The organism is Ruegeria sp. AE3, assembly GCF_056542225.1.
In genome coordinates this window covers 245,485-265,407 of the sequence record NZ_JBQFZL010000001.1, presented here as the reverse complement: position 1 = coordinate 265,407, position 19,923 = coordinate 245,485, and the positions used below count along the sequence as shown (strand labels likewise).

The window sequence follows — 19,923 nt, the reverse complement described above, 5'->3', positions numbered from 1 at the left end:
TTCGCCTGAGTTCTTTGCCCCGGAAACAGGCAAAACTCAGGTTTGCGCTTTGATCAGAGTGGAATACAGGCGGTGGCAGGACCGGCCATCTCGCTTGGCCTGATAAAGGGCGAGGTCGGCGGCGTGAAGGATGTCGGCGGCTTTGGGAACCTTGAACTGGGTGGACAAGGCCGTTCCGATACTTGCAGAGATACAACACGGTTGGTCCTGAAACATCATGGGTTCATTCAACCTCGCGATCAGGCGCCCGGCGATGGACTCCAGGGTTTCTTCCCGCGTCAGACCTTTGAAAATAATGACAAACTCATCCCCGCCGACCCGCGCGACCGTATCGTCTCCACGCGTCTCTTCAAGCATGATGCGGGCTGCCTGTTGCAGGACGTAATCCCCGGCAGCATGGCCCAGCCGATCATTCACGGATTTGAAGAAGTCCAAATCCAGATGCATAAGAGCGAATCTAGAATTTGTCAGGATCAGATGCCCCAGCAAATGATCCATCGCGCGACGGTTCTTCAATCCCGTCAATGTATCGGTATATGCCTGCTCTTCCGCGGCTAGCATTGCCCCCTGAAGCCTGAGATTAAGTGAACGGGACGCTTCCATCGCGGCAGATTTGGCTTCGACCAGATACAACAGCTCGATCGCCAGGTCGGTGCCGGAAAAATCTGCGCTTGTCAGCGCGTAATCCCGAACCGCATCCAAAATCGAAATACCGAATGACAGATTGATGACTGCACCGCCCGTCTCGGGCAAGGGTGCGACCAGGCCTTTCAGGGTCGTACGTGGTTCATCGCGAAATCTCAGATGCAGTTTGGCACCGGCCATCGACATCAATGCGGGAAGGGTGGTGACTGTTCTGGGGCGGATCAGCTCGAACATGTCCAGAACCCCCAGCCCGACCAAAGGCAATTCGGGCCGCAACTTTTGCAATGTCGGGCCCGCTTGTTGAATGCATCCGCTGCGGTCCACCAACATGAACATCGGGCAAAGCGTTTCCAGAAGTTCGGCCAGTTCTTCGGTAGGTGTCATCTGTTCCGAGCCCCCAGATCAAAATGGCGCCCCTCGGCAAAGGCGCTTTCGACCAAAATGATTGAAATGATTTCACAACACTCCTGACGACCCTCATGCGACAGCATCACCAGCGCACCATAATCATCGGCCATCGCTCGTAGGACCCCGACCATAACACTGGAAAATCCCGGTAAGTCCGGAAGGCAGCACAACTGGTATTCCGTGGCTGAAAGCTCTCTCAACTCAAGCGCAGGCAAAGTCAGATCAGAGACAGCCAGTCTCACACGATCCGCAAGATCATCTAGGGAATGAAGAAACTCGACATAGGTGACACCCCCAAACCTGAGCAGTCGGCGCAGCCCTTCCATGTTCGGATGGGACACCAGATATGTTCCCAGATCTTCAAGGATTTCCGCCTGTGGTCGGTTGAGGTCAATACTCAGGGCCTCGAGCAACCGCGTCGTCATGTCATCGTCATAGATGAGCATGGCTTCAAACTCGACAAACCCAAGCCGCGCACCTTCGGTCACGCGAACCCAACAGGATTGCCCGTAGGTCGCGCCGACAAAGGATTGTATCGCCCGGTTGATCAGACCATGCATCGGATGCCTCAGATTGGTGTCCTTGGCACTGTGGTCTGAGAAACCTTAACAAATAGCCAAAATTCGCCCCGAGTTGCTGTGAATGCAACTGAGTATCAAGACGACACTACCCACCTTGTCAGAAGTCCGTCGGCGCGCCGCCTTCGGCCTTGCGACGTTCGACGAACTCGGCCAGTTCCTCGCGAATACCATCGTCCATCGGAGGGGCCTCAAAGCTCGAGATGATCTCTTTGAACATGTGATGCGCACGCTCAGCCGTCCAGATGCCTCCGGCGGCCTCCCAGCCTTCATAGTTCTTCCAGTCGCTCAGGAAGGGCTGGTAGAAGGCCGTGCTGTAGCGATCCTGTGTATGCTGGATTCCAAAAAAGTGACCGTCATTGCCAACTGCTCGAATGGCATCCAAAGCAATCTCATCCGGCCCGGTCGCGGTCAGATCAGGGTTCATATAGCGCTGAATTTGCTGCAAAACCTCGCAATCCATAATGAATTTTTCCGGGCTGGCGATCAGGCCGCCCTCCAGCCAACCGGCGGCGTGGTACACCATGTTGGTGCCCGACTGTACGGCCGCCCAGAGCGAGTTCGAGGTTTCCCACACGGATTGCCCGTCTGGCACATTGGCCGCACAAACACCGGATGAACGCAGCGGCAGCCCATAATATCGCGCCATCTGCCCGGTCATTTGGGTCGAGCGCATGTATTCCGGCGTCCCGAAAGCGGGCGCGCCTGATTTCATGTCCACATTGGATGTGAAAGTTCCGATTACACAGGGGATACCAGGGCGCACATATTGGAACAGAGCGATGGCGCACAAGGCTTCGGCCAGGGACTGTGCAACCGCGCCTGCCATTGTTACTGGTGCCATTGCCCCCGCCAGCGTAAAGGGGGTTACGACAATCGCCTGCCCGCGCCGCGCCAATCTCAGGCAACCATCTATCATCGGATGGTCATGCTTCAACGGCGAGGTCGAGTTGATGTTGGTGTACATCCGTGGCGAGGCCTCGAATTCCTCGTGGCTGAGACCGCCCGCGATGCGCACCATCTCCATCACATCTTCGACACGTTCCTTACCCAACGAATAAGCGTGCATCGCCTTGTCGGTCAGGGTCAGCTTGTCATACAGCACATCCAGATGCCGGACACTGGCATGAATATCGACGGGTTCTACAGGATATCCGCCAGCGAAGTGAATACAGTTGAAGTACTGCGTCAGTTTCAGAAGATTCTGGCACATCTCGCGATTGCCCGGCACTTTCTTTCCGATTTCCATGTCCCAGTAATTGGGCGGCGACGAAACGTTGCCAAACAGAATGTTCTTTCCACCTATCTCGATCCTGTGGTCAACATTTCGGGGAGTAATGGAAAACTGGCTGGGCGCCTTGGCGATCATCTCCATGACAAAATCGCGCCCCATGCGGACGTTGTCACCATTGATCGTGCACCCCGCTTCGCGCAGGATGCCGATTGCTTCTTCGTTGTAGAATTCGATCCCGATCTCTTCCAGAATACGCATGGCCCCTTCATGGATCGCTTCGATCCCGGCCTGATCCAGCGGTTCAGTCGGGCGATCTATATTGATGGGTGGGTCCCACGGCATCTGGTCAATCACCGCGCTACCCCTGCGCGCTGCCGCACCTGCGCGTCCTCCGCCGCGGCGTTTGCGTGTGTTGGTTTCGGCCATGGTTGCCTCCGTTCTGGCTTGGTACAAGCAAGACCCGAAGACGCGTTTCTGGCCGCTCCATCTGCGACAGAGCTTGTCGGTTTTCTATAATTGTTCGTCGATTTTCGGGATCAACACATCATTTTTCGGCCAGCCACGCTGGAATGTGACCGATATCCGGAAGGACCACATCCGCCATCGGTGCCAGCGCATCTGCTTCAGCCAATCCGGTCAAAACGCCAATGGTGATCATCCCGGCTGCGCGCCCCGCTTGCAGGTCATGAACACTGTCCCCCACCATTGCAATGCGCGACGGCTCGACCCCGACCTGTGCGGCAAAGGCCAGCAACTGACCTGGCCCGGGTTTGAACCCATGACCACTGTCATACCCGGCGACAAAATCGAAGTGTTCGCGTATTCCCGCAGATTCCAGATGCTGCAAAGCCGGATGCTCGCTGTCATTTGTCGCAAGGCCCAGTTTGATCCCGGATTGCTGCAACCCTTTCAGGAATGGACCCAACGGCACGGCAGGGGATTGAGGAGCCGCTGCGGCCTCGGCATTCATCATGTCTACAACTTCCTGCAATGTCACATCGTCAACATGCGCAATAAGCACCTCGGCGATTTCTTCGACTGTTGCGGCTATCACAATGCTATCCGTGGAATACCGCTCTTGCTCGAAGTCAAATCCGATGATGCTGCCGAGTTCCACAGCCCGGTCTACATCCCCCTTTGTCAGACGCATCAGCAACGACCGCCCGAAGGTTCCCCAGGTTTTGGCAAAATCGAACAAAGTGCCATCCTTGTCGAAGACGATTGCTTCTATTGGCATCGCGTGCTCCTGCGGAAAAGGTGTTCAGGTCCAGTGTACATCGCCACCGCCTGACAGAACCGCCCGCGCTTGGGCAGGGTGATCATAGGCGATCGAGTTGGCGTCACAAAACGCCATGACCCACGAATCGTCAAGCACTAGAAAATCGAGAACCGAAGCCAGAAAGTCCCGGTCACCGGCCCGATTGCGAACATCCCCGATCGAAGCACCTGTCGAGCCAAGAAAGACAGGCAAAAGCTCGTCATTGCTGACCAGCCAACCCAAGGCCGTCAGAGCAAGAGTCTCGGCTGAATCGGGCGAAATGGACATAAACAGTGCTCGGATCAGGTGATGGAAAGAGTTTGTTAACCAGACTCATAAACAATTTGTTCACGCATGCAATCAACGGTGAACGACTATGTCTGTGCAAGGCACCATCCTTGTCCTCGACGGGGTATCAACCAACCGCATAATGCTGAAGGTTCAACTGACCGCTGCCTGGTATCACGTGGTACAGGGTGGAAAACTTGAAGGGCTACAAGCCCTTGCGCGTCGCGTTCAGCCGGACCTTGTACTGACGGCACAGACATTGCCCGACGGAACAGCCGCAGATGTCAAGAAAGCCCTTACCGAAGTATCTGGCCTGGATGACGTGCCCGTTGTCGTACTTGCAGCACAGAATGACAAAAACGCGCGCCTGCGTGCCCTGAAAGACGGGCTGGACGATGTGTTGACGCATCCTTTCAAAGATACGTTGCTGCTGGCACGCATTCGCAGCCTTTTGCGTGCGCGCGCAGTTACTCAAGATTTGCAGGTCAGCAACGGATCACAACCTATTGGATTTGGGGAACCCGCCCCTGTCATGATCACCCCCCCGAACGCGGCCCGGGTTGATATCTTGACCAATACTGTCCGAACCGGTGCCCTTTGGCACAAGGCCTTGCAAGGCCAGCACCATTTCGATCTGTCCTGGCACCTTCAATCGAACTTGCAGGGCGTTTTGTCCGGACCGATACCGGACGCGATTGTGGTCGAACTGAGCTCGCACCCGTCCGCGCTGAATATCCTTGCAGATCTCAGGTCACGGGCAGCAACCCGGAACACTGTCCTGATTGGCGTCTTGCAAGACTACGATGCCGTGCAGGCCTCAGAAGCGCTGGACAGAGGAGCAGACGCCGTGTGCCTGGGGGGATTCTGCGCGCAAGAGATCCTGTTGCGGCTGAACAATCAGATTGCGCGCAAGGCGCGGCTTGATCATTTGCGCGTATCATTGAGAAAAGGGATCGCCGAGTCCTGGATTGATCCGCTGACCGGGTTGCACAATCGTCGTTACGCCATGCGGGCATTGGATCAGATCGTGCGCCAGTCTGCCCGTACCGGGTGTGGCTTTGCCGTCATGCTGGCGGATCTGGACCATTTCAAGGCCATCAATGACTGCCATGGCCACGGCGCCGGTGATTGTGTTCTGACGCTGGCCGCAAAACGCATGCAAAGCGCACTTGGATCCAAAGGTTTTGTCGCCCGTATCGGCGGTGAAGAGTTCATGTTCGCGGTGCCCGATGTGTCACAAAAGCAAGCCAGAAAACTGGCTGAGACCATCTGCGACAGCATTTGTCGCGCCCCGTTCCTGCTATCGGACCAAGGTTTACAGGTTAACGTCACGATCAGCATTGGGCTGGAGATGCCGCAATCGGGTCAGCCGGGAAAAGAACGCACGCCCGTTCCTGTAGAAGATATCCTGAAAGCCGCCGATAAAGCCCTTTACGCAGCAAAAAAAGCGGGGCGCAATCAGGTGAGTATCAGGCAAAGCGCCGCCTGAACCCGTCAATCCTTTTTCTTGTGTCCATGCGGCCCGCGTTCGACGATCTTTTGCAACCTGTCCGCATAAGACTGCCGCTCTGCGTCGCTCATGGCGGTGACGCGAGCCAGCCATCGTGTCTGCAAGGCTAGTTGCAGTTCTGCCGTTGCCTGCGACTGTTTCTGCAACAACACTTCAACGGCGACTGGTTCGAAGGGCACTGTGCGCAGTGCCAGGCTCAAGGCTTCAAAGTCCTGTCTGCGCCCCCTTAGGTCTTTTTCGCGTAGCGCAGACAGTTCCCCTCGCATCGCTTTTCGATCATCTTTCGGCAAAGAGCGATATAGCGCCGGGCCGAATCCCGGCGGTGCCTCGGTGTGATCTCCATCCTTCAGGCGCAGCACGGTTCCGACTGCAACACCGACAACCAACAGGTTCAGAGCCAATGACAAGACCAACAAAACCGTCATCCACCGGCGTTTCGGTTTAAGGGCAGCGTTCATTCTGTGCTCTCCAGAAAACTCGTGTCATATCCAAGGTCCGCCACAAAAAATGCCGCCTCTTGCGATGTCAGCAGATTGGCGGGATCGGGCAGGAACCCCGGCGCGGAAAAGCCGATCCAGAGCCCCGCCGCACTGGCGGCGATCAAGCCGCCCACCCCCTGCCAGCCACCAACGTTGTCCATCATTCGATGCCAGATCGAAGATTGAGGTCGAGGTTCAGGCCCTAGGCGACTAAGACGGAGTTTTTCAGCATCTGTCTGGATGCGCACGGCCAGATCATCGGGCAGCGCCGGTCGGTTCTGCCGAGCCTGCGCAAACAAATGATCCAGTTCCAGGTTTTCATCCGTCATCGTCATACCCCAGTTCTTCACGTCGCCCGGCCAGTATCGCGGTCAGACTTCGTTTGCCCCGCGCGGTCAAGCTTTCAACCGCTTCCACTGAAATTCCCATGATCCCGGCAATTTCAGTGTTGGGCAACTCTTCGATGTGGCGCAGAACCACAGCCTGCTTCTGCCTTTCTGGCAGCTCCGCCAGGGCAAGCTGCAACGCGTCCACGCGGGCTTCATCCTGCAGTCGGTCGGCCACGCTGGCTTTGCCATCTTCCGGCTCAGGAATATCCGACAACCTGCCGGGGGCCTTCCTGCGCCGGATGTCCACACACAGGTTCAGCGTTACGCGATACAGCCATGTCGAAACTTTGGCCTGACCCGGCACCCAATCCGGCGCCATCTGCCACAACCGCATCATCGCCTCCTGCGTTACGTCTTCTGCCTCGGCCCGATTGCCCAACATACGCAACGCAACGGAATAACAAAGCGGCCCAAGGCGATCGGTTAAAACCCGCGCAGCCTGTGCGTCACCATCAGCGAATTGGCTCAGCAACACATCGTCGCTGAGAGAGCTCGCGGTGCAATCCGCACCGCGAACATCGTGTAGGTGGGAGGTCAGGTCCTCCACCCTGCTTCAGTTGTCGATTGCACCTGACTTATGGTTCTTTTTCTTATGGTGCCGTCCCATCCGATCTTTGGCATCGGCAAATTCCTGTTCCGATATTCCACCACTGTTATCTGCATCCATCCGGTCAAACATCTTGTCACCCCGGCGCGGTTTCGGCAACTCGTCCTGGCTTAGGAACCCGTCATTGTTCGCATCGTTGTTTTCGAACATTTTGGCGACCCGGTCGTTTGCTTTTTTCTGAGCAGCAGCCTGCATCTCCTCTAGGCTGAGCTGGCCGTCCCCATCGGTATCCGCGGCCGAGAAACGCTCGGTATAATGTGCTTCCATCTCCTGCTGCGTCACTTGACCATCGCCATTGGCATCCAATTCCTGAAAGGACACTGGCTCACGACCACCCGGACCAGCCGCCAGAACGGACGTGCCGGTGATTGCAACACCCGACAGGACAATCGCCGTGATGAACTTTGCATTTTTCATTTCGGTTTTCCCTTGTTGACGCGGCCTGAGTGCCGCTGCTCATAACCATTCAAACGCGCGAGGCAGGGAATTCCGTCGCGGTGCCAGCAACTTTTTTTGAACCAGCGCGGTATATCACGACGTGGTTCACCTGAGGTGCGTTGCAAAGCGACGCACCCCCCTTTAAAAACCACCCGTTCAGGCGCATTATCCGCCAAAGATTACTGCGCGAGTTATATTATGACGGATCAGACGATCGACACCACAACCCAGAACGAGCGAGAAACCTGGCCTGCATTGGTCAAAGGGTTTCGGTGCAAGTGCCCAAATTGCGGTGAAGGCAAGCTGTTGCACAGCTACCTGAAGGTGAATGACACCTGCTCGAACTGTGGGCAGGAACTGTTTCACCATCGCGCCGATGATGGCCCAGCTTATCTGACGATCCTGCTGGTCGGGCACCTGTTGGCCCCGGCCCTGCACGTCTCGTATGTGAACTGGCGCCCGGACCCATGGGTGATGGCCATCGGGTTTTCCATTGCTTGCGTTGCACTGTCGCTGTTTTTGCTCCCCCGTCTGAAAGGCGCTGTGGTCGCTTATCAGTGGGCGCGTCGTATGCACGGTTTTGGCAACGATTCATGAGCCGGAAGAAGCGATTGTTTTCCGCATGACGACCGACAAGACCGCCATCCGCGATGCCGCAACCGTCATCGTGCTGCGAAACAGGTGGACCAATCCGTCGATCCTGATGGGGCAACGTGGGTCCAAGGCCGTGTTCATGCCCAACAAATTCGTGTTCCCCGGTGGAGCTGTCGATCCGGCGGATGCAGATGTACCGCTTGCGACCGCACTGCCTGACCTGTGTTTTGAGCGGTTGGCGGAACAGGCGGAATCCGGAAAACAACACGCCCTTGCCGCCGCAGCAATTCGCGAGCTTTGGGAGGAGACAGGACTTGTCCTTGGCCAGACAGGACACTGGCCGGGCAGCGTTCCTGACGACTGGCAGAGCTTTTCCGCCATGGGTTACGTGCCGTCGGCAGCTGCGCTGCAATTTGTTTTTCGCGCAGTCACACCGCCCGGCCGCCCCCGCCGCTTCGATGCGCGGTTTTTTCTGGTCGATGCCGATGCGCTGCAGGGCGATCTGGATGATTTCAGCCATGCCTCGGACGAGCTGTCGCATCTGCAATGGGTGGAACTGGATCGGGCGCGTGAACTGGATCTGCCGTTTATCACCGAGGTTGTTCTGGCCGAGGTCGCAGCCCGGGTGACCTCACCCGAGCCGCCAGTATCGGTTCCGTTCTATCAGAACAACGAAGAAGCCAATCTGTTCCTGCGGCTCAGAGGCTATCCGATGCCCGAGCACGACTGACCAATCAGTTTCACCGCATCCGGCTGACAACCACCGTCACTTCGGGTTTTTTGCCGATTTCCGCTTTTGCCGTCTGACGCACGATCCGGCGCATTTCGTCTTCCAGCTTGTCGTCATCTCGTAGGGTCTTGGCCGCCGCCCGCATTAGGAACTGGTTCAGGTCTTCTTCCAACACTTCGACCAATCCGGCGCGGGACGTTCCGACCTCGGGCAGGCCCATCGTGTCGCACCACGGTTCGCCCAGCGGCTCGTCTTCTTCATCCAGAACAACCGTCACAGTAACATGGCCGTTCAGAGCCATGCGAATACGGTCCCGTACCACGCCGTCCAACGCACCGATTTTCACCGTACCGTCCAGATAGGTACGCCCGGATTCGACATAGTCGACCACCACGGGTGCATTGCCGCTGAGGTCCAGCATGGTGCCGTTTACGGCCAGCACACCCGTTCTGCCGCCCTGCTCAGCCAGTTTGACATGCTCGCGCAGGTGCCGGTGCTCTCCATGCATTGGGATCACAATTTGCGGATCGATCAGCGCGTGCACCTTCTCAAGATCAGGTCGGTTCGCATGGCCAGAGACGTGATAGAGGCCCGAGCTGTCATCCACCACATCCACGCCCTTTTCACTGAGCTGGTTCATGATGAAAATCACGCCACGTTCGTTTCCGGGAATGGTTTTCGACGAAAACAAGAACAGGTCGCCTTCGGACAGTTCCAGACCACGGTACTTGCCACGGGCCAGTTGCGCGCTTGCCGCACGGCGTTCGCCCTGGCTGCCAGTCACGATCAGCATCAGGTTCTGGCGCGGCAGATCCAACGCTTCTTCCGCGCTGATCACCTTGGGGAAGTCCGACAGGATACCGGTTTCGGTCGCAGCTTCGATCATCCGCCGCATTGCGCGCCCTAGCAACACAACCGAACGCCCCGCTCGCGCGCCCGCCTCGGCTAGTGTTTTGACCCGTGCCACGTTCGACGCGAAGGTGGTTGCCACAACCATACCCTCGGCGTTTTCGACTAGCTTTGTAATCTCTGGCCCGACCTCGGATTCCGAACGGCCCGGATGCGCCGAGAAAACATTCGTGCTGTCGCAAACCAACGCTTTGACGCCCGGCTTGGCAATCTCGGCCCACAGGTCGGGATCAAAGGCTTCGCCCACGACTGGGTTTGCATCTAGCTTGAAATCACCCGAGTGCACCACGCGCCCTGCGGGCGTGTCGATGACCAAAGCAGCACTTTCCGGGATCGAATGTGAAACCGGAAGGAAGCCCACCGTAAACGGTCCGACTGAGATCGTTTCGGGCCAAGAGGACACGGTTGTCACCGCATCGGTCGGGTGCGCGTATTCTTCCATCTTGCGACGCGCGATATTGGCCGTGAAAGCCCGGGCATAAATCGGAGCTCCCAGTGCCTCATAGCAATGAGCCACGGCGCCGACATGGTCTTCATGCGCATGGGTGATGAAAACGCCATCCAGCCGGTCGGCCCGTTCTTTCAACCAAGAAATATCCGCATAGATCAGGTCGACGCCCGGTGTTGTGTCCATATCGGGAAAGGTGACACCCAGATCCACCAGGATCAGGCGTTCCTGCCCGGGCTGGCCATATCCGTACACGTAGGCATTCATACCAATTTCGCCCGCGCCACCCAGCGGCAGGTAGATCAATCTTTCACTGCTCATATCGAGCCATTATCCTTGTTATAGCGATGAATCACGGTCAAGCCGTGCATCGTCAAATCATCTTCGATTACGTCGAACCCCACGTCGGCCTGATCGAACAAGGGGGCCAACCCTCCGGTTCCCACGACTTTCATCGGCATTCCATATTCGGCCTTGATCCGCGCGATCAGCCCCTCGATCAGGCCGGAATACCCCCAATACACGCCTGACTGGATACAACCAACCGTATTCGTACCGATCACCTTCTCGGGACGCGTGATGTCGATATGCGGCAGTGCGGCTGCGCCCTGATGCAAAGCCTCAAGGCTGAGATTCACACCCGGAGCGATGACGCCCCCAACATAGGCACCGTCCGCGGCGACAACGTCGAAATTTGTTGCGGTACCAAAGTCCACCACAACGACATTGCCGCCATGACGGTCAAATGCACCAACTGCATTGGCCAGTCGATCCGGGCCCGGCACAGTCCCCTGATCCACGCGCGGCGGCACGGGCAACAGGCAATCCGGCCTACCTACCACCAGCGGCCTGCACCCAAAAAAGCGATCGGCAAAGATGCGCAGGTTGAACACCACGCGCGGCACGGTCGACGCAATGATGACATCCGAGATATTCGCCTCGATCCCGTAATGTTTCACCAGCGTCGAATACCAAGTGAAATAGGCGTCCGCCGTGCGTGCATGATGGGTCGAGGTGCGCAGGGTGCACAGAAATTCCTGACCGTTCCAGATCGAGAAGACTGTATTGGTATTGCCGCAATCAATGGCCAGAAGCATTTGCGCCCCTTTCAGAAATAGACATCCGCCGCAGGAATGCTCACGCGGCCTTTGGCGGTGTTTAAGACAAGGTTACCGCCTGCGTCTACCGTTTCGAAGGTCCCAACCGTCTCGGACGTTCCGGTACGGGCCGTAATAACCTCGCCCAGCCGGGCAGCACGGGACAGCCACGCGGTGCGAATGGGTTCGAACCCGTAGGTAACAAACTGAGTTTCATATTTGGCATAGGCTGAAGCAAGCTCGGTCAGAAAATCCTCGGGCGTGACGTTTGCACCGGTTTCCGACAAAAGAGAGACAGGTCGGACCGCGCCCGGTTCCACCGCGTCGGCGTCTGGGGCGTTGGCCAGATTCACACCAATACCGATGGACAGATACGCCACACCACGCCCCTGCCCGGCGCTTTCCAGCAAAATACCAGCAAGCTTGCCACCGTTCAGTAGTACGTCATTGGGCCATTTCAACGACAGCCCCGCCGCACGCCCCGTCACAGAGACACAAGCGTCAAACAGAGCCAGTGCCGCAACAAAACTGCGCAGAGCCGCCTGTTCTGGTGCACCTTCGGGGCGCATCAAAAGGGTCGCGGCAAGGTTACCCATGGGGTTGGCCCATGACCGTCCGCGTCGCCCACGCGCAGCCGTCTGATGATGCGCCATGATCCACACAGGACCACGGGCATTGGGGGCAATCCGCGCCGCTTCGTTGAGTGTGCTATCAACTTCCTGCACCTCGTGCAGGCCATAGCCTTGTGGCCACTTGGTCATATCAAAAAGGCCCGGTCACGCGACCGAGCCCCCTCTTTCAGATTGTTCATAACGTTCAGTTGACAAGAGTTGCCGCCGCAGCCGCTGCCGCGCCCTCGATCCCAAACTGATAGAAGACCCCGATCAGCATCAGCGCCGCGGACCCCATCAGGGCGACCCACAGAACGGGTGTCGACCGCGTTTCAATCGGGTCTTCGTTCTCGGCCCCGAAATACATGTAGAACACAATCCGCAGGTAATAGAAGGCGCCAATTACCGATGCGATGGCTGAAACCACAACAAGGCCGGTCAAATCGGCACTTACACCAGCCCGCCAAACACCAAATTTCGCAAAGAAACCCAGCATCGGTGGCACACCGGCAAGCGAGAACATCAGGATCAGAACAGCAAGTGCCTTGCCCGGATCACGTTTGGAATACTGGCGCAGCGCATCAATGTCAGTGACGGGTTTGCCGTCGCGTTCCATCATCAGGATAAACGCAAACGTGCCGATGTTCATGGTCACGTAAATCGCCAGATACATCAGCATCGCCTGAATACCCAACTCGGTACCAGCCGCCAGACCGATCAGCGCATAGCCCATATGGGCAATCGACGAGAACGCCATCAGACGCTTGATGTCGCGCTGACCAATTGCGGCAACCGCCCCCAGCAGCATCGACAGCACCGACAGCAATACGATCACTTGCTGCCAGTCTTTGACCACACCTCCGAAGGCGTCATGCAGCAGGCGTGCAAACAAGGCCATTGCCGCGACTTTCGGGGCGGTGGCAAAAAAGGCCGTAATTGGCGTAGGCGACCCTTCATAGACATCCGGTGTCCACATATGGAACGGAACAGCCGAAACCTTGAATGCCAGACCCGAAATCAGGAAGATCAGGCCAAACAACAGACCAACCGAGACGTCCCCATGATGGACCGTCTGAATAATGCCCGAGAACAGTGTCGTGCCTGTGAACCCGTAAACCAGCGAAGCACCATACAGCAGCAGACCTGAACTGAGGGCGCCCAGAACAAAGTATTTCAGCCCTGCTTCGGTTGATTTCGCGCTGTCACGACGCAGCGCAGCAACAACATACAGCGCAAGGGATTGCAGCTCGAGTCCCATGTAAAGAGACATCAGATCGCCCGCGCTCACCATCATCATCATACCGACGGCTGCAAGGGCCACCAGCAACGGATATTCAAAGCGCAGCAGACCCCGGCGCGCCATGTATTCCTGGCTCATCACCAGCACGGCACCTGCCGACAAAAGGATGGCAACTTTGGCAAAACGCGCGAACCCGTCATCCACGAACATGCCATTGAAGGCTACGTTGGTGCCACTGCCCTGGGTAGCGATCCAGATCGCCAGAACCGCCATCAGGCCCGCCGTGGTCCAGACCAGAACCGAAGCCAGCCCGTCTTTCGAGGTGTAGACAGCCCCCAACAGAGCCACCATCGCATAGATCGCCAGAACGATTTCCGGCAGGATAATTGTCAGATCAGCCTGGATCATGTCTCCAAAGCTCCCTTAATGCGAAGCGGCAGTCTGGGTCGCAGCCTTAGCCGCGGCCAGAGCCGTGTCATAGTTCGAAATGAGTGCCGTCGTCGATTGGCCGATCACATCGGTCACCAGCGACGGGTAAACGCCCAGAAGGATGGTCATCACGATCAGCGGGGCAAAAATCAGCCGCTCGCGCGAGCTCATGTCCGTCATCGCCTTCAGGCTTTCCTTGATCAGGTCCCCAAAGACAACACGGCGGTACAGCCACAGCGCGTAGGCTGCCGAGAAGATCACACCGGTCGCCGCAACAGCGGTCACCCAGGTGTTGACTTGGAATGTGCCCATGAGTGTCAGGAACTCACCGATGAACCCGCTGGTGCCCGGCAGTCCGACATTGGCCATGGTGAACAGCATGAAGACCAGCGCATAGGCGGGCATCCGGATGACCAGACCGCCATAAGCCTCGATATCGCGGGTGTGCATCCGGTCATAGATCACGCCGACACAGAGGAAGAGCGCGGCAGAGATGAACCCGTGGCTCAGCATCTGGAAAATCGCGCCGTCAATGCCTTGCTGGTTCGCTGCAAAGATGCCCATCGTGACAAAGCCCATATGCGCGACCGAGGAATACGCGATCAGCTTTTTCATGTCTTCCTGCACCAGTGCCACCAGCGAGGTATAAACAACCGCTATAGCTGACATCCAAAGCACAAGATCAGTCATCACCGCCGAGCCAACCGGGAACATCGGCAGGCTGAACCGCAGGAAGCCGTAGCCGCCCATCTTCAACAGGATCGCGGCCAGCACGACCGAGCCCGCCGTCGGCGCTTGAACGTGCGCATCGGGCAACCAGGTGTGCACCGGCCACATCGGCATTTTCACCGCAAAAGACGCGAAGAAGGCCAGGAACATCAGCGTTTGCATACCGCCGGTGACATAGATGCCCAACACGCTGAAACTCTCGGATGCGAACTGATGGGCCATCAGCGCTTCGATATCCGTGGTGCCCGCGTCAGCATACATTGCGACCATGGCCACCAGCATCAGCACCGAGCCAAGGAAGGTGTAAAGGAAGAACTTGAAGCTGGCATAGATACGATCCTTGCCGCCCCAGATACCGATGATCAGGAACATCGGGATCAGACCCGCCTCGAAGAACAGGTAGAACAGCACCAGGTCCAGCGCCATGAACACGCCCAGCATGAGCGTTTCCAGCAGCAAGAAAGCAATCATGTATTCTTTGACGCGGTCCGTCACATTCCAGCTGGCCAGAATGGTCAGCGGCATGATGAAAGTGGTCAGCAGCACGAACAGAACGCTGATTCCATCCACACCCATCTTGTATTTCAGGCCCATCAGCCATTCACCCTCTTCCACCATCTGGAAACCGGTGTTCGAAGGATCAAAGCCTGTGTAGATGCCAATTGACACCAGAAACGTCACAGTTGTCGCCAGCAATGCAATCCACTTGGCGTTGCGCTGCGCTGCAACGTCGCTGCCGTGCAGGAACAGCGCCAGAATGCCTGCTGCGATGGCGGGGATAAAGGTGACAATAGATAGGATATTGTCCATTAGTGTGCGCCTCCGCCGATCGACATCCAGGTGACAAGGGCCGCAATGCCCAAAACCATCCAGAAGGCGTAAGTAAAGATGTACCCGGTCTGCGCCTTGCCTGCGAGGCGGGTGAAGAAGGGAATCACGCCCATAGCAACCCCATTCAGGAAGCCGTCAATCGTGTTGCCGTCACCGCGTTTCCATAAGAACCGGCCAAGGGCGACAGTGGGTTTGACAAAGATCGCGTCGTAGATTTCGTCGAAATACCATTTGTTCAGCAGGAACAGGTACAGCGGACGCTGGTTTGCTGCCAGACGTGCGGGCAGAGACGTGTTCACGATGTAGAACCAATAGGCCACGATAAAGCCAAGCACCATCGCAACGAATGGTGAAACCTTGACCCATTTCGGAGCCGCATGCGCATCGTCCAGAATGTGGTTGTCCGGCGCCATATAAAGCGCCCCTTCACCCGGCTCGCCCGCAAACACATAATGGTGGTCCCCGCCCTCTGCGGCATTCTCACCATGCGCGGCGTCATCAGCATGGCTGTCATCGGCATGGCTGTCTTCGCCGTGCGACGCATCCGCCGCCGCGTGATCACTGGCCTCGGCATGCTCTGAGGCTTCTGCAACCGGAATACCGTAGAATTTGCCGACTTTATCCGCATGGCCAAAGAAGTTTCCGTACCAAATCATGCCCGCGAATACCGCACCCAGCGACAGTACACCCAGCGGCACCAACATCACCATCGGGCTTTCATGTGCGTGATCGTGCGTGTGCTTGTCGCCGCGCGGCTCGCCATAGAAGGTCAGGAAGATCAGACGCCAGCTGTAGAACGAGGTGAACGCGGCAGCGACGACCAACAACCAGAAGCCATAGCTTGATCCGCCCGCATAGGCGCTCTCGATAATTGCGTCTTTTGACAGGAAACCGGCAAAACCAAAGGTGGTCAGCGGGATACCAACACCGGTAATCGCCAGGGTACCGATCATCATCGCCCAGAAGGTGTAGGGGATCTTCTTCCGCAGACCGCCATATTCGGTCATCTCCTGTTCGTGATGCATCGCGTGGATCACGGAACCGGCCCCAAGGAACAACAACGCCTTGAAAAAGGCATGCGTAAACAGGTGGAACATCGCCGCCGAATACATGCCCACGCCCGCCGCCACAAACATGTAGCCTAGCTGCGAACAGGTCGAATACGCGATGACACGTTTGATATCGGTCTGAACCAGACCAACAGTAGCAGCGAAGAACGCGGTTGAGGCGCCAAGAACAGTGATGAACCCTGTCGCACCCGGTGCGAACTCCATCAGCGGGGACATGCGACAGACCAAAAAGACGCCTGCGGTCACCATGGTCGCAGCGTGGATCAGTGCTGACACAGGCGTCGGGCCTTCCATCGCGTCCGGCAACCATGTGTGCAGGATCAACTGCGCCGATTTACCCATCGCACCGATGAAGAGCAGAACGCAGATCACTTCGATCGCGGTCCATTCCCCCCACAGGAAATGCAGCTTCTCTTCTGCCAGCGCAGGAGCAGAGGCAAAGATATCCGAGAAGTTGATACTGTCGGTCAGGAAGAACAGCGCGAAGATGCCCAGAGCAAAACCAAAGTCGCCAACCCGGTTGACCACAAAGGCCTTGATTGCCGCCGCATTGGCCGAAGGCTTGCGATAATAGAACCCGATCAGCAGGTATGAGGCGACGCCGACGCCCTCCCAGCCAAAGAACATCTGCACCAGATTATCCGCCGTCACCAGCATCAGCATGGCGAAAGTGAAGAAGGACAAATAGGCAAAGAAACGCGGCTTATAGCTTTCGCCTTCGCGCCATTGCGGATCGTGATCCATGTAGCCGAAGGAATACAGGTGCACGAGCGCCGAAACGGTTGTCACCACGATCAGCATGATCGCCGTCAGTCGGTCCAGACGGATGGCCCAGCTTGTCGAAAGCGAGCCGCTTTCGATCCAGCGCATGATCTCGATCTGCTGCGTTTGCCCGTCGAAGGTGAAGAACACGATCCAGGACAGCAGACAGGCCAGGAACAGCAGGCCCGTCGCGGTCCACATGGCCGCTTTCTCGCCAATGAACTTCCAGCCGAACCCGCAGAGCAGCGCGCCCACCAGCGGGGCAAAGAGGATGGTGGTTTCCATGTTCCCTTACCCCTTCATCATATTGACGTCTTCAACCGCGATCGTACCGCGGGTGCGGAAGAAACAGACCAGAATGGCCAGACCAATCGCCGCCTCGGCTGCTGCAACGGTCAGCACGAACAGCGTGAACACCTGCCCGACCAGATCGCCGAGGAAACTGGAAAACGCCACGAGGTTGATATTCACTGCCAGCAGCATCAGTTCGATGCTCATCAGCAGGATGATGACGTTCTTGCGGTTCAGGAAGAGACCGAAGATGCCGATGACGAACAGCGTCGCCGCGACCGTAAGATAGTGTTCAAGTCCGATCATAGCTTCGCTCCTGGCGAGTCGGGGTAGTAGAGTTTGCAGCCGCAGGTGTAGTCGATGCGCTTGTGGTTTTTGGTTCGAGCAAAGAACTTCCGGATATCTTTCGTGAATGAATTTCGATGTTCGGATGCAATCTGCTTCAGTTCGGCGACTGTTGTCTCAGCGGTTAGTCCGATGGGACCTTCTGGCTTTTGTATCAGATCAATAGAACTTGGCACGTAACCGGCGATGTTGGTCGGCCTATATTCTCCATCGATAACGATACCTTCTCCGCTGCCGCAGTTTTGAAAGAACAGGCTTTGTTTCGGGCTGCAACCGTCTCCGGCATTCACACGTTGTCCAATGCGTCCATTGCCGATATTGACTACGGCTTCTCCGGAGAACGTTTCGAATTGCCCTCTACCGCCATTTACAAAGCTGCAATCGGAGTTCATTCGTTTTAACTTGTAACCCTCGTTCTGCGGCGCACTCTCACACGCCAACAGCGACGCCGGAGCTAGCGCAAGACAAGCCGTCATGGCTAAAACTTTCAAGAGTTCGCCTCTCACAATCCCTGCCCCGGTTTCACGTCCTTCAACTCCATCGCCTTGGCCGGGTCACGCATCATCTGGCCGATAATGTCCTGACGCTTGATGTCCTTGCGGTGGCGCAGCGTCAGAACGATGGCGCCGATCATGGCCACCAGCAGGATCAGGCCCGCCAGTTGGAACAGAAGGAAGTATTGATCGTAAAGGATGAGGCCAAGCGCCTCGGTGTTGTGGCGGTCTGTCGGGACCGGCTGGGCCAGATTGGCCGCAGCACCCTGTGCGCTGTCCCACGCCCCGAAAGCCATGACAAACTGCATCAGGATGATCAGACCAATCAGCAGGGCCAGCGGCATATAGCGCGCCATTTCGGCCTTGAGCTCGGCAAAGTCCACGTCCAGCATCATCACCACGAAGAGGAACAGAACCGCGACCGCGCCGACATAGACGATGACCAGCAGCATCGCCACGAACTCGGCCCCCAGCAGCACGAACAGCCCTGCCGAGGACAGAAACGCCAGGATCAGCCACAGGACCGAGTGCACCGGTTGGCGGCTGATCACCGTGAACAGCCCGCCGGTGATGGCGCTGATGGCAAACAGGTAGAAGGCAAAGACGGTCATTGATCCTCATCCTCGTTGTCGCCCATGACCTCTTGCGCCAGATCCAGCGCGCGGGTCATGGCCGGGATGCCGGCAAAGACCGACATCTGACCGATCGTTTCCACGATCTCTTGTTTCTTCGCGCCCGCTTCCAGCGCATGACGCACGGTCTGGCGCACGGCCGAATCCGCCTGCGCACCCTGGCAGGTCAGCCCGGCCAGCGTCAGAAGCAGACGCGTTTTGGCATCCAGCCCGTCCTTGTTGACGGTGTTGCCGAACATCATCTCCATGACCTCTTTGGGCATGGTTGGCCACAGCGCCTCGAACCCCTTGGGCGAGAAGCTTTCCATCGCCGGGTTCATCGCCTTGGCCATGTCCTGAGCTTGCTTCATCATCAGCTCGAACGGATTTGTCGGGCTGTCACTCATCGGTACGGTGCGTCCAGTTCCAGATTGCGCGCGATCTCGGCTTCCCAGCGCTCGCCGTTCGACAGGAGTTTTTCCTTGTCGTAGAACAGCTCTTCCCGGGTTTCCGTCGCGAATTCAAAGTTCGGGCCTTCGACGATGGCATCAACCGGGCATGCCTCTTGGCAGAAGCCGCAATAGATGCACTTGGTCATGTCAATGTCATAGCGCGTGGTGCGGCGGCTGCCGTCCGCGCGGGGTTCGGCATCGATGGTGATGGCCTGTGCCGGGCAGACCGCCTCGCACAGTTTACACGCGATGCAGCGCTCTTCACCGTTTGGATAGCGGCGCAGGGCGTGTTCACCGCGAAACCGCGGGGACAGAGGGCCTTTTTCGTGCGGATAGTTCAGGGTGGCCTTGGGAGCGAAGAAATACTTCAGGCCCAGTTTGAAGCCGACCCAGAAATCCTGCAGCAGGAAGTATTTGGCAGCGCGGGTGTAATCGATGTTTGCCAT

General features: G+C 57.2%; 23 protein-coding genes. 3 read left to right on the top strand and 20 right to left on the bottom strand.

The genetic code is table 11. The features are described 5' to 3' along the window. Window positions 1-36 precede the first annotated feature (36 nt). The 5 genes from ACR0NZ_RS01325 to ACR0NZ_RS01305 form a co-directional block, all read right to left on the bottom strand. Window positions 37-1,029 (bottom strand): diguanylate cyclase domain-containing protein, encoded by a 993-nt coding sequence (locus ACR0NZ_RS01325; protein WP_480516419.1) that lies wholly within the window; start codon window positions 1,027-1,029, stop codon window positions 37-39. Beyond that, complete coding sequence (locus tag ACR0NZ_RS01320) at window positions 1,026-1,613, bottom strand: heme NO-binding domain-containing protein (protein WP_480476128.1); 588 nt, start codon at window positions 1,611-1,613, stop codon at window positions 1,026-1,028. Before ACR0NZ_RS01320 ends, ACR0NZ_RS01325 begins: the two co-directional genes overlap by 4 nt. Before the next feature lie 118 nt (window positions 1,614-1,731). Beyond that, a complete protein-coding gene (locus ACR0NZ_RS01315) occupies window positions 1,732-3,291 on the bottom strand; it encodes a trimethylamine methyltransferase family protein (protein WP_480476126.1) in 1,560 nt (519 codons plus the stop codon). A 118-nt stretch (window positions 3,292-3,409) separates the two neighbouring features. Next, window positions 3,410-4,102, bottom strand: coding sequence for an HAD family hydrolase (locus tag ACR0NZ_RS01310; RefSeq protein WP_480516416.1), 693 nt, complete (start codon window positions 4,100-4,102; stop codon window positions 3,410-3,412). Window positions 4,103-4,126: 24 nt separating this feature from the next. Further along, window positions 4,127-4,411: a DUF3572 domain-containing protein gene (locus ACR0NZ_RS01305; protein ID WP_480476122.1), complete on the bottom strand. Its 285-nt coding sequence runs from the start codon at window positions 4,409-4,411 to the stop codon at window positions 4,127-4,129. A gap of 88 nt (window positions 4,412-4,499) precedes the next feature. Here ACR0NZ_RS01305 and ACR0NZ_RS01300 point away from each other — a divergent pair, with 88 nt between their 5' ends. Next, window positions 4,500-5,900 (top strand): diguanylate cyclase domain-containing protein, encoded by a 1,401-nt coding sequence (locus ACR0NZ_RS01300; RefSeq protein ID WP_480476120.1) that lies wholly within the window; start codon window positions 4,500-4,502, stop codon window positions 5,898-5,900. Window positions 5,901-5,905: 5 nt separating this feature from the next. Here ACR0NZ_RS01300 and ACR0NZ_RS01295 read toward each other — a convergent pair whose 3' ends face one another. Genes ACR0NZ_RS01295 through ACR0NZ_RS01280 form a run of 4 tightly spaced genes read right to left on the bottom strand, consistent with a single transcriptional unit; the run spans window position 5,906 to window position 7,813 of the window. Continuing rightward, entirely contained in the window at window positions 5,906-6,379 is a 474-nt protein-coding gene (locus ACR0NZ_RS01295) for a periplasmic heavy metal sensor (protein ID WP_480476118.1), read from the bottom strand. Beyond that, window positions 6,376-6,729 (bottom strand): hypothetical protein, encoded by a 354-nt coding sequence (locus ACR0NZ_RS01290; RefSeq protein WP_480476116.1) that lies wholly within the window; start codon window positions 6,727-6,729, stop codon window positions 6,376-6,378. Before ACR0NZ_RS01290 ends, ACR0NZ_RS01295 begins: the two co-directional genes overlap by 4 nt. Next, complete coding sequence (locus tag ACR0NZ_RS01285) at window positions 6,719-7,336, bottom strand: RNA polymerase sigma factor (RefSeq protein WP_480516414.1); 618 nt, start codon at window positions 7,334-7,336, stop codon at window positions 6,719-6,721. The genes ACR0NZ_RS01290 and ACR0NZ_RS01285 overlap by 11 nt, the downstream gene beginning before the upstream one ends. A gap of 6 nt (window positions 7,337-7,342) precedes the next feature. After that, window positions 7,343-7,813, bottom strand: coding sequence for an EF-hand domain-containing protein (locus ACR0NZ_RS01280; protein WP_480516412.1), 471 nt, complete (start codon window positions 7,811-7,813; stop codon window positions 7,343-7,345). Between the two features lie 219 nt (window positions 7,814-8,032). On the opposite strand from ACR0NZ_RS01280, the gene ACR0NZ_RS01275 reads away from it, so the two are divergent. Both ACR0NZ_RS01275 and ACR0NZ_RS01270 read left to right on the top strand, forming a co-directional pair. Continuing rightward, entirely contained in the window at window positions 8,033-8,431 is a 399-nt protein-coding gene (locus ACR0NZ_RS01275) for a DUF983 domain-containing protein (protein ID WP_480516410.1), read from the top strand. Window positions 8,432-8,456: 25 nt separating this feature from the next. After that, window positions 8,457-9,158 carry an NUDIX hydrolase gene (locus ACR0NZ_RS01270; RefSeq protein WP_480516408.1) on the top strand — a complete coding sequence of 234 codons (702 nt, stop codon included), beginning with the start codon at window positions 8,457-8,459 and terminating at the stop codon, window positions 9,156-9,158. Between the two features lie 10 nt (window positions 9,159-9,168). Here ACR0NZ_RS01270 and ACR0NZ_RS01265 read toward each other — a convergent pair whose 3' ends face one another. The 11 genes from ACR0NZ_RS01265 to nuoI are packed head-to-tail and all read right to left on the bottom strand — an operon-like array spanning window position 9,169 to window position 19,923. Further along, window positions 9,169-10,836, bottom strand: a complete 1,668-nt coding sequence (locus ACR0NZ_RS01265) for a ribonuclease J (protein ID WP_480516406.1) — start codon at window positions 10,834-10,836, stop codon at window positions 9,169-9,171. Beyond that, window positions 10,833-11,612, bottom strand: a complete 780-nt coding sequence (locus ACR0NZ_RS01260; RefSeq protein WP_480476108.1) for a type III pantothenate kinase — start codon at window positions 11,610-11,612, stop codon at window positions 10,833-10,835. The genes ACR0NZ_RS01265 and ACR0NZ_RS01260 overlap by 4 nt, the downstream gene beginning before the upstream one ends. Window positions 11,613-11,623: 11 nt before the next feature. After that, window positions 11,624-12,373 (bottom strand): biotin--[acetyl-CoA-carboxylase] ligase, encoded by a 750-nt coding sequence (locus ACR0NZ_RS01255; RefSeq protein WP_480476106.1) that lies wholly within the window; start codon window positions 12,371-12,373, stop codon window positions 11,624-11,626. A 55-nt stretch (window positions 12,374-12,428) separates the two neighbouring features. Continuing rightward, window positions 12,429-13,871 carry an NADH-quinone oxidoreductase subunit NuoN gene (nuoN, locus tag ACR0NZ_RS01250; RefSeq protein ID WP_480476104.1) on the bottom strand — a complete coding sequence of 481 codons (1,443 nt, stop codon included), beginning with the start codon at window positions 13,869-13,871 and terminating at the stop codon, window positions 12,429-12,431. A gap of 15 nt (window positions 13,872-13,886) precedes the next feature. Continuing rightward, window positions 13,887-15,431, bottom strand: a complete 1,545-nt coding sequence (locus ACR0NZ_RS01245; RefSeq protein ID WP_480516404.1) for an NADH-quinone oxidoreductase subunit M — start codon at window positions 15,429-15,431, stop codon at window positions 13,887-13,889. Beyond that, entirely contained in the window at window positions 15,431-17,569 is a 2,139-nt protein-coding gene (gene nuoL / locus ACR0NZ_RS01240) for an NADH-quinone oxidoreductase subunit L (RefSeq protein WP_480516402.1), read from the bottom strand. Before nuoL ends, ACR0NZ_RS01245 begins: the two co-directional genes overlap by 1 nt. A gap of 6 nt (window positions 17,570-17,575) precedes the next feature. Further along, window positions 17,576-17,881, bottom strand: a complete 306-nt coding sequence (gene nuoK, locus ACR0NZ_RS01235; protein ID WP_480516400.1) for an NADH-quinone oxidoreductase subunit NuoK — start codon at window positions 17,879-17,881, stop codon at window positions 17,576-17,578. Beyond that, a complete protein-coding gene (locus tag ACR0NZ_RS01230; protein ID WP_480516398.1) occupies window positions 17,878-18,411 on the bottom strand; it encodes a hypothetical protein in 534 nt (177 codons plus the stop codon). The genes nuoK and ACR0NZ_RS01230 overlap by 4 nt, the downstream gene beginning before the upstream one ends. Window positions 18,412-18,422: 11 nt before the next feature. Next, window positions 18,423-19,025, bottom strand: a complete 603-nt coding sequence (locus ACR0NZ_RS01225; RefSeq protein WP_480516396.1) for an NADH-quinone oxidoreductase subunit J — start codon at window positions 19,023-19,025, stop codon at window positions 18,423-18,425. Further along, window positions 19,022-19,432 (bottom strand): carboxymuconolactone decarboxylase family protein, encoded by a 411-nt coding sequence (locus tag ACR0NZ_RS01220; protein WP_170476531.1) that lies wholly within the window; start codon window positions 19,430-19,432, stop codon window positions 19,022-19,024. Before ACR0NZ_RS01220 ends, ACR0NZ_RS01225 begins: the two co-directional genes overlap by 4 nt. Then, window positions 19,429-19,923 carry an NADH-quinone oxidoreductase subunit NuoI gene (gene nuoI / locus ACR0NZ_RS01215; protein ID WP_480516394.1) on the bottom strand — a complete coding sequence of 165 codons (495 nt, stop codon included), beginning with the start codon at window positions 19,921-19,923 and terminating at the stop codon, window positions 19,429-19,431. Before nuoI ends, ACR0NZ_RS01220 begins: the two co-directional genes overlap by 4 nt.